The organism is Streptomyces sp. NPDC107765 (assembly GCF_055657085.1).
Genome location: NZ_JBVKBL010000012.1, coordinates 103,544 through 118,901 on the forward strand (window position 1 = coordinate 103,544; position 15,358 = coordinate 118,901).

Sequence of the window (15,358 nt, forward strand, 5' to 3'; positions counted from 1 at the left end):
CCCGCGGCGGTGTTTCCCGCCCGCGGACCGGCCCCGGCAAAGATCACTCAGTGCGACTGCCGGGAGCGCGCCTTGAACGCGGCCTTGCGGGCCTCCTTGGCGGCCTTCTTGTCCGGGTGCAGCCGGCCCATGGCCTCCAGGACATCGGCGGTGGCCGGGTGGTCCACCCGCCAGGCGGCGTCGAAGAAGCCGCTGTGCTGCTCGGTCAGGCCCTGGACCAGGTCACGCAGCTCGGCCTCGGCGCCCTCGTCCGCGCTGGCCAGCTGGGCGGCGATGGTGTCGACCGTCAGCCAGAAGATCATGTCCTGGGACGGCTCGGGGATGCCGGGCAGCCCGCGCTCGGCCAGCCAGACCCGGGCCAGGCCGCCCAGCTGCCGGTCGTCGAGCACCTCGCGCAGCGCGGCCTCGGCGTCCGGGGCGACCAGCGAGAGGGTCTGCTGGGCGGCGAGCCGGCGGCGCGGGGCGCCCTCGTCGTCGCCGCGGGCGGCGCCGAGCAGCTCGCGGGCGGCGTCGAGCGGGGCGCGGGCGGCGAGCCACTGCTCGGACTCGGCCTGGGCGTCCGCCTCGGGGTAGTCGGGCAGCGCGTCGAGGAGGACGTCGGCGCCCTTGCCGGTGAGGTCGCCGACCGCCGGGGCGTCGACGCCCGCGTCCAGCAGCCGGGCGCGGACCGCGTAGACGCCGAGCGGGGTGAGGCGGACCAGGCCGTAGCGGGAGACGTCCTCGTCGGTGAGGGGTTCGGCGGCCCGGATCGTCTCGCCCTCCTCGTCCAGTTCCTCGATGAGCGCCTCGTCGACCGGCCGGTACGCGACCAGGCCGATCGGCTCCAGCACCCGGAACTGGTCGTCGAGCCGCATCATCGCCTCGGAGACCTCTTCGAGGACGTCGTCGGTGGGCTCGTCCATGTCGTCCGGGACGATCATGGAGGCGGCCAGCGCGGGCAGCGGGACATGCCGGTCGGGACCCTCGGCCAGGGCGGTGAGGAGGTAGAGGTTGCCGAGGATGCCGTCGAGCAGCTCGGCCTCCTCCTCCGGGTTCCAGTCGAGGGCGTCCAGGTCCAGCTCACCGCCCTCGGCGAGCTGGTCGGCGATATCGGCGAGGTCGGGGGCGGCCGCGTCGGCGAGCACCGTCTCCATGCCGGACAGCCAGATGTCGAGGACGTCCTGCGGGCTGCCGGAGGTGAGCAGGGCGAGCTCCTCGCCGGGGGTGGCGGTGCCGACCGCGGCGTCGTCGGCCGGTCCGGCCCCGTCCCCGGCCGTCGTCCCGTCGGCGTCCGCGGTCTCCTCGGTCTCCTCGATCTCGACCAGGCCGGTGTCCACCGCGAGCTGCCACGCCTCGGCGGTGCAGGCCGGGCCGTCCTCGTCGGCGCTCAGGCCGAGGTGCTCGGTGGCGGCGGCCAGCGCGTCATGGAGGATCTCGCCGCCGGCACCGACCGGGACGCCCCGCTCGGCCCAGCGGGCGAGCCGGACGGCCCGGGACATCAGGGGGGCGCTGAGCGCGTCCCGGGCCAGTTCCGCCTCGGAGAGCAGCCGCACCGGCGGCAGGGTGGGACGGTCTGCGGACATCGGGTGCTCAGCTCCTCGGAACGGACTACGGCTGGGGGTACCTCCCAGCGGTAGCTCCGGGGAGGGCGCCGCCCCAGCGTAGACGGAATTCTCCGTATCTCGGGCGGTTCACCCCCGCGCCGCCCGCCGGACACCGGGAGAACCTTGACAACTCCCTTGCCCGCACAAGAGATTGACGCGCGTAGCGTGACGCCGTTCCGGCTCCGCACACGCTCTTTCCACCCCCCTCTCCCCTCGGAGGCATGCATGCCGTCCCGTCGTCCGCTCCGCAGACCGGCCGCCCTCGGCGCGGTCGCCGCGGCCGCCCTCGCCGGTGGACTGCTGACCGCCACCCAGTCCGCCTCGGCGGCCGGCGCCCGGATCCACGACATCCAGGGCAGCACCCGAATATCCCCGCTGGCCGGGAAGCAGGTCAGCGACGTACCCGGTACGGTCACCGCCGTCCGGGCGTTCGGCTCCTCGCGCGGCTTCTGGGTGCAGGACCCGCACCCGGACGACGACCCGGCCACCAGCGAGGCGGTCTTCGTCTTCACCGGCAAGGAGACCCCCAAGGTCTCGGTGGGTGACGCGATCACGTTCTCCGGCACGGTCAGCGAGTACTACCCGGGCGGCAAGGACGCCGGCCTGCAGTCCGTCACCGAGATCACCAAGGCGACCTGGCAGACCGACTCGTCGGGCAACCCGCTGCCGGCCGCCTTCACGCTCAACTCGGCCTCGGTGCCGAACCGTTACGCCCCCGACGCGGGCGGCAAGAGCATCGAGTCGCTGAAGCTGCGCCCGGGCAGTTACGCGCTGGACCGCTACGAGTCGCTGGAGGGCATGCGGGTCGCGGTCGGCGGCGCCCGGGTCGTCGGCCCGACGAACCAGTACCACGAGCTGTGGGTGACCGCCGAGCCGGGCCACAACCGCACCCCGCGCGGCGGCACCCTCTACCGTTCGTACGCGGACCCCAACGGCGGCCGGGTGAAGGTGGCGTCGCTGATCCCCTTCTCCGAGCGGCCGTTCCCGGTGGCCGACGTCGGCGACACGCTGGCCGGCACCACGGCCGGGCCGCTGGACTACGACAACTTCGGCGGCTACACGCTCCAGGCCACCGAGCTGGGCAAGCTCACCGGCAACGGCCCGAAGCCGGAGACCACCCGCAAGCAGAAGTCCGGCGAGCTGGCGGTGGCCACCTACAACGTCGAGAACCTCGCGCCGGACAACCCGCAGGCGAAGTTCGACCGGCTGGCCAAGGCGCTGGTGCACAACCTGGCGACCCCGGACGTCGTCGCCCTGGAGGAGGTCCAGGACGACAGCGGCGCCAAGGACGACGGCACGGTCGGCGCCGGCAGCACCCTGACGAAGCTCACCGACGCGATCAAGGCGGCCGGCGGCCCGGCGTACCAGTGGCGGCAGATCGACCCGGTCAACGACCAGGACGGCGGCCAGCCGGGTGGCAACATCCGGACGGCGTTCCTGTTCAACCCGGCGCGGGTGTCGTTCACGGACGTCAAGGGCGGCGACGCCACCACCCCGGTCACGGTGGTCGGTGACCACGGCCGGGCCGCGCTGTCCGCCTCCCCGGGCCGGATCGCGCCGGCCGACGAGGCGTGGAAGACCAGCCGCAAGCCGCTGGCAGGGCAGTTCTCGCTCAAGAGCCGCCCGGGCAGCCGGATCTTCGTGATCGCCAACCACTTCAACTCCAAGGGCGGCGACCAGGGCCTGGACAGCCGTTTCCAGCCGCCGGTCCGCTCCTCGGAGACCCAGCGCACCGCACAGGCGAAGCTGGTGAACGCGTTCGTGAAGGACCTGCTGGCCAAGGACCCCAAGGCGGACGTGGTGGTGGCCGGTGACCTCAACGACTACCAGTTCTCGCCGGCCCTGAAGGACCTCACCGCCGGTGGCGTGCTCACGGACCTGGTGACCGGGCTGCCGGCCGCGGAACGCTACGGCTACGTCTACAGCGGCAACTCGCAGGTGCTCGACCACATGCTCACCAGCCGCCACCTGACCAGGCCGGACTACGACATCGTGCACATCAACGCCGAGTACGCCGACCAGGCCAGCGACCACGATCCGCAGGTGCTGCGGATCAAGCCGTGAGGCCCGGACTCCCCCGCTTTCGTCACCCCGAGTGACCTGTCCGTCACTCCACTGGCCCACGTCCGGGAGCCGATCGCGGCCGGGGGTGCGGTACTGGGCAGGTAAGCAACATTCGGCGAGACATAGGGAGTCATCATGCCGAAGGCGCAGAACCGTAAGTCGGGCAACAAGGACCGTGCCGCGGAGCGGCGCGCCGACCAGCGGAAGCCGAAGTCGTCGGAGGAGTCCGCGTCCGAGCGGACCCAGGACCTGAAGCGTTCGCGGAATGGCCTGACTGACGCGTGATGGGCCTGTGCAGCCCGGCGGCCGTCGCACCGAGAGGTGCGGCGGCCGCCCCGCGTTTGCGGGTGCGGAACCACCGGCCGGCGCGGCACGACTGACGAGCCATCAAGCCATCAAGCCATCAACTACATGGCATCACTTAAGAATCGCACAAGAACAACTAAGTGGACGTGAAAGATGATGGGCCCTCACACTTCCGGCATGGAGAACCCCACCCCCTTCGGCCGTACCGCGGTCGCCATGGTCACCCCGTTCACCGCTGACGGGGAGCTGGACCCGGACGGCGCCCAGCGGCTCGCCACCCGGCTCGTCGACGAGGGCGGCTGTGACGCCCTGGTCCTCAGCGGCACCACCGGCGAGTCCCCCACCACCTCGGACGCCGAGAAGGAGACCCTGCTGCGGGCCGTCGCCGAGGCGGTCGGCGACCGTGCCCGGATCACCGCCGGGGTCGGCACCAGCGACACCCGGCACACCGTCGAACTGGCCCGCAGCGCCGAACGGGCGGGCGCGCACGGCCTGTTGGCGGTCACGCCGTACTACTCGCGGCCCCCGCAGGAGGCCGTCGCGCACCATCTGCGCACGGTCGCGGACGCCACCGGGCTGCCGGTGATGCTCTACGACATCCCCGGCCGCACCGGCACCGCGCTGACCGCGGACACCCTGCTGCGACTGGCCGGCCACCCGCGGATCGCGGCGGTCAAGGACTGCGGCTACGACCTGCTGAAGTCGGCGAAGGTGCTGGCCGCGACGGACCTGGCGTACTACGCGGGCTGCGACGAGCAGATCCTGCCGCTGCGCGCGCTGGGCGGCGCCGGCTGCGTCAGCACGGCCGGCAATGTGGCGCCGCGGGCGGTGCGGGCGGTCCTCGATGCCTACGACGCGGGCGACACCGCCGGCGCGGCCCGCCGCCAGCTCGCCCTGATCCCGCTCATCGAGGCGGTGACCGGGTCCGGAACGCCCGGCACGGTCGCCGTGAAGGCGCTGCTGACGCACCTCGGGCTGCCGGCCGGGCCGGTCCGCGGCCCCCTGCTGGACGCGGACGCCGCGCTCACCAGCCGGCTGGCGGACGCCCTGCGGACGGCCCTGGACCGGACTGCGGACGCGGAGGCTGTGGAAAGTGCGGTGCCGGCGGGGGTACCGGGCTAGCCGGAAGGGGGCCGACGCCGGCCGGGGCCGCACCCTCGACGCGGCCCGCGGCCTCGTCCGCGCCCCGGTCGCCGCCCTCGTCCCCGTTCCCGTCCGGCAGCAGGTCCCGCACCAGCAGCGTCGCGCCGGCCACCGCGCCCGGCATCAGGACGACCGCGAGGAACGGGATCAGGAAGAGCAGCACGAGCGGGGTGCCGAAGCCGACCGCGAGCGCCTTGCGGCCGCGCAAGTGCCGCAGCCGGGCGCGCACCGGGACGTCCCGGCGCTGCATCGCCACCGCGGTCAGCTCGACGGTGAGGAAGAACCCGGAGACGCAGAAGCCGATCGCGGGCACCACGGTCTGGCCGAGGAAGGGCACGAAGCCGAGGACGAAGAGCAGCACGCCGAAGCCGGCCGCGCGCAGCAGCACATGGACGCTGTCGCGCAGCGCGAGCGCGATCTCCCGCCACAGCGGCCGGTCCGGGCCGGGCGGGCAGTACCCCTCGCTCTGTTCGACCTGCTCCGAGAGCGACTCGTAGAACGGGTCGCCGATCACCAGGGTGACCGCCGTGAAGGTCAGCACCGACAGCGTCAGTCCGCCGGCCAGCAGCAGTGCCACGAACACCCCGCGCAGCAGCTGCTGCCAGGGCGAGCCCCAGTCGTCGGCGAACGGTGTCGCCCAGGCGGCGAGATCGCCGGACCAGATGGCCAGCGCGGTGAGCACGCCGGCGTAGAGCACCAGCGCGATCAGCGCCGGGATCAGCCCGAACCCCCACCACCGGCCGTGCCGGGCGACCCAGCGCTGCCCCTCGCCCAGATACCGCATCCCCGCTACAAGATCACGCATGGCGCAAGCCTAGAGGGTGCCCGGCAGTGGCGGGGACCGGGCGGGCACCACGCGGAGGGCGGCCCGGCGGAAAGGTTTCCGCCGGGCCGCCCTCCGCTTCACCGAGGTGCGCCACCGCCCCGTGGGGGCCGGGCCGTCAAGGGGCCGGGCCGTCAGGGGTGACCGGGCCGTCAGTTGTGGCTGTGCAGGATCTCGTTCAGGCCGCCCCAGGTCGCCTTGTTCGGGCGGGCCTCGACGGCGCCGGTGGTGGAGTTGCGGCGGAAGAGGATGTTGTCCGCGCCGGACAGCTCCAGGGCCTTGACGATCTGGCCGTCGGGCAGGGTGACCCGGGTGCCCGCGGTGACGTACAGACCGGCCTCGACGACGCACTCGTCGCCCAGGGCGATGCCGATGCCGGACTCGGCGCCGAGCAGGCAGCGTTCGCCGACCGAGATGATCTGCTTGCCGCCGCCCGAGAGGGTGCCCATCGTGGAGGCGCCACCGCCGACGTCGGAGCCGTCACCGATGACCACACCGGCGCTGATCCGGCCCTCGATCATGGAGGTGCCGAGCGTCCCGGCGTTGAAGTTGACGAAGCCCTCGTGCATGACGGTGGTGCCGGCGGCGAGGTGCGCGCCGAGGCGGACCCGGTCGGCGTCGGCGATCCGCACCCCGGCGGGCGCGACATAGTCGGTCATCCGCGGGAACTTGTCGACGCTGGTGACCTGGAGGTGGAGCCCCTCGGCGCGGGCGTTCAGCCGCACCGTCTCCAGCCGGTCGACCGGCACCGGGCCCAGCGAGGTCCAGGCGACGTTCGCCAGCGCGCCGAAGATGCCTTCGAGGTTCTGCCCGTGCGGCTTGACCAGGCGGTGACTGAGGAGGTGCAGACGCAGGTAGGCGTCGTGCGCGTCCAGCGGCTTGTCGTCGAGCGAGGCGATGACCGTACGGACGGCCACGACCTCGACCTCGCGGACCGGGTCCGGACCGATCGCCTTGAGGACGGCGGCGCCCAGCAGGTCGGTGGCGCGCTCGTCGTCCAGGCGCTCGGTGCCGGCCGGGCCGGGGCCCTCGGCGGTCACGGTCACCAGCTCGGGGGCCGGGAACCAGGTGTCGAGAACGGTGCCGTCGGAGGTGACGGTGGCGAGCCCGGCGGCGACGGCGCCGGTGGTGCGGGAGGAAGCGGAGGTAGCAGCATCGGTCATGCGGGAAACCTAACCGGAGGGCGCCCGCCGAGGCGAACCGGTCTCAGTGCTCGGGCCCGGCCCGTACGGTCGCACCACCCGCTTCGTAGGGCCGTACGAGTCCGCCGCCGGCCGTGCTGCCGAGGTCGTCAGTGCGCCCCGCCCGGGTTCAGCACCACGACCCCGGCGATCACCTCGCAAGGACCTCGGACAGGATCGCGCCGGCGAGCGTCACGTAGGCCATGCGGACAACCGTACCGAGCGCGGGGCACGACGTGGCCGGCCGTCCGGTCAGTGGGCCTTGGGGGCCCAGCGGGCCAGGGCGGCGCTCAGCGCCTCCGTGCGGGGCCGGTGGCGGGTGTTGTGGAAGGCGCGGATACGCCAGTCGCCGTCCGGCTCGCGGACCAGGACGTACGTCTGGACGGAGAGCGCGCGGCGGCCCGGCCGGGTGCGGCGGCCCTTGAGGACGGCGCCGCGGGCGTGGACCAGGGCCACGTCCGGGGTGAGGAACGCCAGGCCGGTGATCTCGGCCCAGAGGCGGGAGCCCGCGAGGACGCCGGCGAACAGTCCCCGGTGGCCCTCGACGACCCCCTCGCGGCCGGTGAGCCGGCCGCCGTAGAAGGTGATGTAGTCGGCGTCCTCGGTGAACGAGCGGCCGTAGGCGTCGGCGTCGCCCCAGGCGAGCCGGTGGGCCGCGAAACGCTCCCGTACGGCGGCCGCGGCGTCCTGGGTGGTCCCTACCGGTGATGCGTTCATGACTCCCCCTGCGGAAACTGGTGACTGCGATTCATTTGCATGCACGCATGCAATATATGCAGGCATGCAAGGATGTGGCAAGGGGTCGGCGCGTGCGTCGACCCCGCAAGCGAGTCACGGTTCCGGAAGGTGAGCGAGATGTCCGACCAGCAGCGCGACGCCCTGCTGCAGCAGCACGCCGACAGCTACCGCGCCTATGTCACGTCCACCGTGCTGCACGGCCAGGCCGCCGCGGAGGTGCTCGGCCAGCACCCCACCGACCTCTACGCGCTGCACACCCTGGAGCTCGCCGGGCCGCTCACCACCGGCGCCCTCGCCGAGCGCATCGGGCTCTCCCAGAGCGCCACCACCCGGCTCGTCGACCGGCTGGTACGGGCCGGCCGGGCCCGCCGGGCCGCCGACCCCGAGGACCGGCGGCGGGTGGTCGTCGAGCCGCTGCCGCTGCCCCACGAGGAGGACGAGGCGGCCTTCGGGCCGGCGCGGCGGCGGATGGCCGAGGTCTTCGAGACCTTCAGCGCGGACGAACTCCGCGTGCTCTTCCGCTACTTCGCCGCGGCGGCACCGGCGCTGCGGGCCGCCACCACGGAGACCAAGGGCCTGCCCGGCGACTGACCACAGGGGCCCGAAAACGCGATACGGCCGTGCCCGCCAGCGGTGACTGGCGGGCACGGCCGTGACATGGGTGCGGACCCGCGGGGTGCGGATCCGGCCGGACGTCGATCAGACGTTGAAGCCCAGCGCGCGGAGCTGCTCGCGGCCGTCGTCGGTGATCTTGTCCGGGCCCCACGGGGGCATCCAGACCCAGTTGATCTTCAGCTCGTTGACGATCCCGTCCGTGGCGGACTTCGCCTGGTCCTCGATGACGTCGGTCAGCGGGCAGGCCGCGGAGGTCAGCGTCATGTCGATGGTGGCGATGTTGGCATCGTCGATGTGGATGCCGTAGATCAGCCCGAGGTTGACGACGTCGATGCCCAGCTCGGGGTCGACGACGTCGTACAGCGCCTCGCGGACCTCTTCCTCCGAGGCCGGCTTGGTGGTGGTCGGGGTGTCGGTCATGCCGTCTTCGCCTCCTGGGAGAGGGCCTTGGCCGTGGCGTCCTTCCAGGCCATCCAGCTCAGCAGGGCACACTTCACGCGCGCCGGGTACTTGGAGACGCCGGCGAACGCCACCGCGTCCTCCAGCACCTCCTCCATCGCGTCATCCGGCTCCACCTGGCCCTTGGACTGCATCAGCTCCAGGAACATCTCCTGGATCTTCTGCGCCTCACCGAGCTCCTTGCCGACCAGGAGGTCGTTGAGCACCGACGCACTGGCCTGGCTGATCGAGCAGCCCTGCCCCTCGTAGGACACATCTTCGATCGTCGCGCCGTCGAGGCGGACCCGCAGCGTGATCTCGTCGCCGCAGGTCGGGTTGACGTGGTGCACCTCGGCGTCGCCGTCCCGAAGACCGCGCCCATGGGGGTGCTTGTAGTGGTCCAGGATGACGTCCTGGTACATGGAATCCAGCTTCACGGCTCAGTCAGTCCTCGTCCTCGTCCGCTGTGCGTGGTCATCCGAAAAAGTTCCGCACGTGCTCCAGGCCCTCGACCAGGACGTCGACCTCGGCCGGGGTGGAGTACAGATAGAACGACGCTCGCGTGGTCGCAGGAATTCCGTAGCGCAGGCACACCGGCCGTGCGCAGTGGTGGCCCACACGGACCGCGATCCCCTGCTCGTCGAGGACCTGGCCGACGTCGTGCGGGTGGATGTCGCCGAGCGTGAAGGAGATCGTCGCGCCGCGGTCCTCGGCCGAACTCGGACCGATGATCCGCAGGTCGGGGACCTCCAGCAGCCGCTTGACGGCGTACTCGGTGATCACGTGCTCATGGGCGGCGATCTTGTCCATGCCGATCGAGGCGAGGTAGTCCACGGCCGCGCCGAGGCCGACGGCCTGGGCGATCGGGGGCGTACCGGCCTCGAACTTGTGCGGCGCCGGCGCGTAGGTCGAGGAGTGCATGGACACCGTCTCGATCATTTCACCGCCGCCCAGGAACGGGGGCAGGTCCTCCAGCAGCTCCTGGCGGCCCCACAGGACACCGATGCCGGTCGGGCCGCACATCTTGTGGCCGGTGAAGGCCACGAAGTCGGCCTGCAGCGCCTGCACGTCCAGCACCATGTGCGGGGCGGCCTGCGAGGCGTCGATGCAGACCAGCGCGCCGACCTCCTGGGCCCGCCGGATGATCGTCTCGACCGGGTTGAAGGTGCCCAGGAGGTTGGAGACCAGCGTGAACGAGACGATCTTCGTCCGCTCGGTGATGACCTCTTCGATGTTCGAAAGGTCCAGGCGGCCGTCGTCGGTCAGGCCGAACCACTTCAGCTGCGCACCCGTGCGCTGCGAGAGCAGCTGCCACGGGACGATGTTGGAGTGGTGCTCCATCTCCGTGATGACGATCTCGGTCTCACGGTCCACGCGGTAGGGCTCGTCGGCCCAGCCGAGCATGTTCGCCACGAGGTTGAGCGACTCCGAGGCGTTCTTGGTGAAGATCACCTCGTCGCGGCTCGGCGCGTTGATGAAGGCGGCGACCTTGTCGCGAGCACCTTCGTACAGCGCCGTGGCCTCCTCGGCGAGCACATGCACGCCGCGGTGGACGTTGGCGTTGTGACGTTCGTAGTAGGCGTTCAGGGCGTCGAGGACCTGGCGCGGCTTCTGGGAGGTCGCCGCGTTGTCCAGGTACACGATCTTCCGGCCGTCGTGGACCTGGCGGTCCAGGAGGGGGAAGTCCTTACGGATCGCCTCTGTGTCGAGGAGGCCCGGCAGCTGTGTCACGCGGTCGTACCACCCTTCACGTATGCCTCGTAGCCCTCGGCCTCCAGCTTGTCCGCCAGCTCCGGGCCGCCGGACTCGGCGATCCGCCCGTTGGCGAAGACGTGGACGTGGTCGGGCTTGATGTAGCGCAGGATGCGCGTGTAGTGAGTGATCAGCAGGGTGCCGACCTGGCCGGTCTCGCGGACGCGGTTGACGCCCTCGGAGACGATGCGCAGCGCGTCGACGTCCAGACCGGAGTCGGTCTCGTCGAGGATCGCGATGGCCGGCTTGAGCAGCTCCAGCTGGAGGATCTCGTGGCGCTTCTTCTCACCGCCGGAGAAGCCCTCGTTGACGTTGCGCTCGGCGAAGGCGGGGTCCATGTTCAGGCGCTCCATGGCCTCCTTGACCTCCTTGACCCACAGCCGCAGCTTGGGGGCCTCGCCGCGGATCGCGGTGGCGGAGGTGCGCAGGAAGTTGGAGACGGAGACGCCGGGGACCTCGACCGGGTACTGCATGGCGAGGAAGACACCGGCGCGGGCGCGCTCGTCGACGGACATCGCAAGGACGTCCTCGCCGTCGAGGGTGACGGTGCCGCCGGTGATCGTGTACTTCGGGTGACCGGCGAGGGAGTAGGCGAGGGTCGACTTGCCGGAGCCGTTGGGGCCCATGATGGCGTGCGTCTCGCCCTGCTTCACGGTCAGGTCGACGCCCTTCAGGATCTCGCGCTGGCCGTTCTCGGCCTCGACGGAGACGTGCAGGTCGTGGATCTCAAGCGTTGCCATGGGTGACTCAGGACTCCTGGGTGACGGAGACGAGCACGTCGTCCCCTTCGATCTTTACGGGGTATACGGGGACGGGGCGCGTCGCGGGGAGGCCGGACGGCTTGCCGGTGCGCAGGTCGAAGCTCGAACCGTGCAGCCAGCACTCGATCGAGCAGTCCTCGACCTCGCCCTCGGAGAGGGAGACGTTCGCGTGCGAGCAGATGTCGTTGATCGCGAACACCTCGCCCTCGGTGCGGACCAGCGAGATGGGCGTGCCGTCGATCTCCACCCGCTTGGGGGTGTCCTCCGCCAGCTCGCTCAGCGCCGCTGCGCGTACGTAGCTCATACCGCGGACGCTTCCAGCTCGGCCTCGATCTTGCTCATCAGGCGCTCCTCGACGTCCGGCAGGCCGATCTGCTGGACCAGCTCGGCGAAGAAGCCGCGGACGACGAGCCGGCGGGCCTCCTCCGCGGGGATGCCGCGGGCCATCAGGTAGAAGAGCTGCTCGTCGTCGAAGCGGCCGGTCGCCGAGGCGTGGCCGGCGCCGACGATCTCGCCGGTCTCGATCTCCAGGTTGGGCACCGAGTCGACCCGCGCGCCGTCGGTGAGGACGAGGTTGCGGTTGAGCTCGTAGGTGTCCGTGCCGGTGGCCGAGGCGCGGATGAGGACGTCGCCGATCCAGACGGCGTGCGCGTCCTCGCCCTGCAGCGCGCCCTTGTAGGTCACGTGCGAGCGGCAGTTGGACGCCTCGTGGTCGACGAACAGGCGGTGCTCGTGGTGCTGGCCCTGCTCGGTGAAGTACAGGCCGTAGAACTCTGCCTCGCCGCCGGGGCCGGCGTACGTGACGCGCGGGTGCAGGCGGACCAGGTCGCCGCCGAAGGTGACGACCACGGACTTGAAGGTGGCGTCCCGGCCGACCAGGGCGTTGTGCTGGCCGGTGTGGACGGCCGACTCGTCCCAGTCCTGGACGGAGACGACGGTCAGCTTGGCGCCGTCACCGAGGAGGTAGTCGACGTTGGCGGCGAGCACCGCGTCACCGGTGTGGTCGATGACCACGACCGCCTCGGCGAACGCGCCGAGCTCGATGACCTGGTGGCCGAAGGCGGTACCGCCCTCGCCGTGCACGGAGATCCGGATGGGCTCGCTGAGCACGGTCTCCTTGGGGACCGTGACCACCGAGGCCTTCTCGAACGAGCTGTACGCCTGGGCGGCGACCCGGTCGACGGGCTTGCCGGCCTTGCCGACCCGCGGGTCGGCGCGGTCGACCAGCTCGTGGGTGACGCCCTCGGGCGCGGTGATGTCGATCTTCAGGTCGGGACCGCCGGCCGCGGCGGAGCCGTCGTGCAGGCCCTTCAGGCGCGCGAGGGGGGTGAACCGCCACTCCTCCTCGCGGCCGTGCGGCACCGGGAAGTCCGCCACGTCGTAGGACGGCGGGGCGCTCATCCGGGTGGCGACGGTGGACTCCGCGGCCACCGCGATGGAGCCGGTGGTCGTGGAACCCGCCGGGATGTTCTGAGCCTCAGCCATGGCTGTCGTAGTGCTCGCTTTCTGCGTCAAGAAGGGTGCTGCGGGCGGGGGCGGCGGCCGGGTCAGCCGACCGCACCCTCCATCTGCAGCTCGATCAGCCGGTTCAGCTCCAGGGCGTACTCCATCGGCAGCTCACGGGCGATCGGCTCGACGAAGCCGCGCACGATCATCGCCATGGCCTCGTCCTCCGACAGACCGCGGGCCATCAGGTAGAACAGCTGGTCCTCGCTGACCTTGGAGACGGTCGCCTCGTGGCCCATGGAGACGTCGTCCTCGCGGACGTCGACGTAGGGGTAGGTGTCCGACCGGGAGATGGTGTCCACCAGCAGGGCGTCACACAGCACGTTGGACTTGGAGCCCGCGGCGCCCTCGCCGATCTCGACCAGACCGCGGTAGGAGGTCCGGCCGCCCCCGCGCGCCACCGACTTGGAGACGATGTTGGACGAGGTGTTCGGCGCCATGTGGACCATCTTGGAACCGGCGTCCTGGTGCTGGCCCTCGCCGGCGAAGGCGATGGACAGGGTCTCGCCCTTGGCGTGCTCGCCCATGAGGTAGACCGCCGGGTACTTCATCGTCACCTTGGAGCCGAGGTTGCCGTCGACCCACTCCATGGTCGCGCCCTCGTAGGCGACGGCGCGCTTGGTGACCAGGTTGTAGACGTTGTTCGACCAGTTCTGGATGGTCGTGTAGCGGCAGCGGCCGCCCTTCTTGACGATGATCTCGACCACCGCGGAGTGCAGCGAGTCCGACTTGTAGATCGGCGCGGTGCAGCCCTCGACGTAGTGGACGTAGGCGTCCTCGTCGACGATGATCAGCGTCCGCTCGAACTGGCCCATGTTCTCGGTGTTGATCCGGAAGTAGGCCTGCAGCGGGATGTCGACGTGGACACCCTTGGGGACGTAGATGAACGAGCCGCCGGACCACACCGCGGTGTTCAGCGACGCGAACTTGTTGTCACCGACCGGGATGACCGTGCCGAAGTACTCCTGGAAGAGCTCCGGGTGCTCCTTCAGCGCGGTGTCGGTGTCCAGGAAGATGACGCCCTGCGCCTCCAGGTCCTCACGGATCTGGTGGTAGACGACCTCGGACTCGTACTGCGCGGCGACACCGGCGACCAGGCGCTGCTTCTCCGCCTCGGGGATGCCGAGCTTGTCGTAGGTGTTCTTGATGTCCTCGGGCAGGTCCTCCCAGGAGGCGGCCTGCTGCTCGGTGGAGCGGACGAAGTACTTGATGTTGTCGAAGTCGATGCCCGACAGGTCCGAGCCCCAGTTCGGCATGGGCTTCTTGTCGAAGAGCTTCAGGCCCTTGAGGCGGAGCTTGAGCATCCACTCCGGCTCGTTCTTCTTCGCCGAGATGTCACGGACGACGTCCTCGGAGAGACCGCGCTTCGCCGAAGCGCCGGCCACGTCGGAGTCGGCCCAGCCGTATTCGTAGTTGCCCAGACCCTCGAGTTCGGGGTGAGCAGTCTCCGTGGGGAGCGTCATGCGGGGTTCCTCCCGGCCGTGCTTGCAGATGGTGTCGTGGTCTTGTGGTGGCGCTCACCGGCCCGGTGAGCTGCCTTGCCGGCTCCGGCCTTCGGGACGAAGGTCGTGCACACCCCGTCGCCGTGGGCGATGGTGGCAAGGCGCTGTACGTGGGTCCCGAGCAATCGGGAGAAGACCTCGGTCTCCGCCTCGCACAGCTGCGGGTACTGCTCGGCGACGTGGGCGACCGGGCAGTGGTGCTGGCAGAGCTGTTCACCGAGCTGGGGGTTGGGGGCGCTGCGCGCCGTAGCAGCGTACCCGTCCGCGGTCAACGCCCTCGCCAGGGCCTGGGTGCGGGCCTCCGGGTCGGCGCTCTCGACCGCCTCGCGGTAGACCTCGGCCTGGGCGGCCAGCCGGGCACGGGCGAACGCGGCGACCGCCGCCTCGCCCTTCTCGCCGCCGCCCGCGCTCTGCGCGATCCAGCGCAGCGCGTCGGAGGCGAGCTGGTCGTAGGCCTGGTCGAAGGCGTCCCGCCCGCAGTCGGTGAGGGCGAAGGCCTTGGCCGGGCGGCCGCGGCCGCGGCTGCCGTAGACCCGCTGCTCGCGGGGCTCGACGACGCCCTCGGCGACCAGCGCGTCCAGGTGCCGGCGAACGGCGGCCTGGGTCAGCTCCAGCCGGAGGGCGAGCTCGGCGGCGGTGGACGGGCCGTGGTCGAGGATGGAACGGGCGACCCTGTTGCGGGTGCCCTGCTGTTCGTCGTGTGACACGGGGGCGGCCTGCGGGGCCGGCGTCGCCCGGGCGTCCCGTTCGGGCGCGGAGGCGGCCGGCCCGGCGGTCGTACCGACCCCGGGCTCTCGCTGATCCTCGCTCGCGTATTTCACAACGCCATTGTTGCGTAATTCGTCAAAGCGATTCAAGCGGGGTCCGGATGGCGGGATGGTGGCCTCTATCACTTAGGTTCACCTCATTTCAACCCTGCCCCTTGGCCCGCGATTCCGTCGCCGAC

General features: G+C 71.2%; 16 protein-coding genes. 4 read left to right on the forward strand and 12 right to left on the reverse strand.

Features of this window, described 5'->3' with window-relative positions; translation table 11 throughout:
* Positions 1–47: 47 nt before the first annotated feature.
* Complete coding sequence (locus ACZ7MX_RS27040; protein WP_472135834.1) at positions 48–1,562, reverse strand: hypothetical protein; 1,515 nt, start codon at positions 1,560–1,562, stop codon at positions 48–50.
* Positions 1,563–1,808: 246 nt separating this feature from the next.
* On the opposite strand from ACZ7MX_RS27040, the gene ACZ7MX_RS27045 reads away from it, so the two are divergent.
* From ACZ7MX_RS27045 to dapA, 3 genes are all read left to right on the forward strand, one after another.
* On the forward strand, positions 1,809–3,647 hold the full coding sequence (locus tag ACZ7MX_RS27045; RefSeq protein ID WP_472135835.1) for an endonuclease/exonuclease/phosphatase family protein: 1,839 nt from the start codon (positions 1,809–1,811) through the stop codon (positions 3,645–3,647).
* 135 nt (positions 3,648–3,782) lie between these two features.
* Entirely contained in the window at positions 3,783–3,932 is a 150-nt protein-coding gene (locus ACZ7MX_RS27050; RefSeq protein WP_199812430.1) for a hypothetical protein, read from the forward strand.
* 198 nt (positions 3,933–4,130) lie between these two features.
* Positions 4,131–5,075 (forward strand): 4-hydroxy-tetrahydrodipicolinate synthase, encoded by a 945-nt coding sequence (dapA, locus tag ACZ7MX_RS27055; RefSeq protein WP_472135836.1) that lies wholly within the window; start codon positions 4,131–4,133, stop codon positions 5,073–5,075.
* Here dapA and ACZ7MX_RS27060 read toward each other — a convergent pair.
* The 3 genes from ACZ7MX_RS27060 to ACZ7MX_RS27070 all read right to left on the reverse strand — a co-directional run bounded on the left by ACZ7MX_RS27060 (position 4,978) and on the right by ACZ7MX_RS27070 (position 7,817).
* A complete protein-coding gene (locus tag ACZ7MX_RS27060) occupies positions 4,978–5,901 on the reverse strand; it encodes an EI24 domain-containing protein (RefSeq protein ID WP_472135837.1) in 924 nt (307 codons plus the stop codon). The genes dapA and ACZ7MX_RS27060 overlap by 98 nt on opposite strands.
* 170 nt (positions 5,902–6,071) lie before the next feature.
* A complete protein-coding gene (gene dapD, locus ACZ7MX_RS27065; RefSeq protein WP_472135838.1) occupies positions 6,072–7,082 on the reverse strand; it encodes a 2,3,4,5-tetrahydropyridine-2,6-dicarboxylate N-succinyltransferase in 1,011 nt (336 codons plus the stop codon).
* 270 nt (positions 7,083–7,352) lie between these two features.
* Positions 7,353–7,817: an SgcJ/EcaC family oxidoreductase gene (locus tag ACZ7MX_RS27070; RefSeq protein WP_472135839.1), complete on the reverse strand. Its 465-nt coding sequence runs from the start codon at positions 7,815–7,817 to the stop codon at positions 7,353–7,355.
* 138 nt (positions 7,818–7,955) lie between these two features.
* On the opposite strand from ACZ7MX_RS27070, the gene ACZ7MX_RS27075 reads away from it, so the two are divergent.
* Positions 7,956–8,429 (forward strand): MarR family winged helix-turn-helix transcriptional regulator, encoded by a 474-nt coding sequence (locus ACZ7MX_RS27075; protein ID WP_472135840.1) that lies wholly within the window; start codon positions 7,956–7,958, stop codon positions 8,427–8,429.
* Between the two features lie 108 nt (positions 8,430–8,537).
* On the opposite strand, the gene ACZ7MX_RS27080 is transcribed toward ACZ7MX_RS27075, so the two are convergent.
* The 8 genes from ACZ7MX_RS27080 to ACZ7MX_RS27115 all read right to left on the reverse strand — a co-directional run bounded on the left by ACZ7MX_RS27080 (position 8,538) and on the right by ACZ7MX_RS27115 (position 15,233).
* Entirely contained in the window at positions 8,538–8,873 is a 336-nt protein-coding gene (locus ACZ7MX_RS27080; protein WP_033270552.1) for a metal-sulfur cluster assembly factor, read from the reverse strand.
* Positions 8,870–9,328 carry a Fe-S cluster assembly sulfur transfer protein SufU gene (sufU, locus tag ACZ7MX_RS27085; protein ID WP_030799206.1) on the reverse strand — a complete coding sequence of 153 codons (459 nt, stop codon included), beginning with the start codon at positions 9,326–9,328 and terminating at the stop codon, positions 8,870–8,872. Before sufU ends, ACZ7MX_RS27080 begins: the two co-directional genes overlap by 4 nt.
* Positions 9,329–9,365: 37 nt before the next feature.
* Positions 9,366–10,622, reverse strand: a complete 1,257-nt coding sequence (locus ACZ7MX_RS27090) for a cysteine desulfurase (protein ID WP_472135841.1) — start codon at positions 10,620–10,622, stop codon at positions 9,366–9,368.
* The gene (gene sufC, locus ACZ7MX_RS27095) at positions 10,619–11,383 is read right to left on the reverse strand and encodes a Fe-S cluster assembly ATPase SufC (protein WP_030411903.1); all 765 of its coding nucleotides are present in this window, start codon (positions 11,381–11,383) and stop codon (positions 10,619–10,621) included. Before sufC ends, ACZ7MX_RS27090 begins: the two co-directional genes overlap by 4 nt.
* Before the next feature lie 7 nt (positions 11,384–11,390).
* A complete protein-coding gene (locus tag ACZ7MX_RS27100) occupies positions 11,391–11,708 on the reverse strand; it encodes a non-heme iron oxygenase ferredoxin subunit (protein ID WP_472135842.1) in 318 nt (105 codons plus the stop codon).
* Complete coding sequence (sufD, locus tag ACZ7MX_RS27105) at positions 11,705–12,889, reverse strand: Fe-S cluster assembly protein SufD (protein WP_030411901.1); 1,185 nt, start codon at positions 12,887–12,889, stop codon at positions 11,705–11,707. The genes ACZ7MX_RS27100 and sufD overlap by 4 nt, the downstream gene beginning before the upstream one ends.
* Before the next feature lie 62 nt (positions 12,890–12,951).
* Positions 12,952–14,373 carry a Fe-S cluster assembly protein SufB gene (gene sufB / locus ACZ7MX_RS27110; RefSeq protein WP_472135843.1) on the reverse strand — a complete coding sequence of 474 codons (1,422 nt, stop codon included), beginning with the start codon at positions 14,371–14,373 and terminating at the stop codon, positions 12,952–12,954.
* Complete coding sequence (locus tag ACZ7MX_RS27115) at positions 14,370–15,233, reverse strand: helix-turn-helix transcriptional regulator (protein ID WP_472135844.1); 864 nt, start codon at positions 15,231–15,233, stop codon at positions 14,370–14,372. Before ACZ7MX_RS27115 ends, sufB begins: the two co-directional genes overlap by 4 nt.
* Between the last annotated feature and the right edge of the window lie 125 nt (positions 15,234–15,358).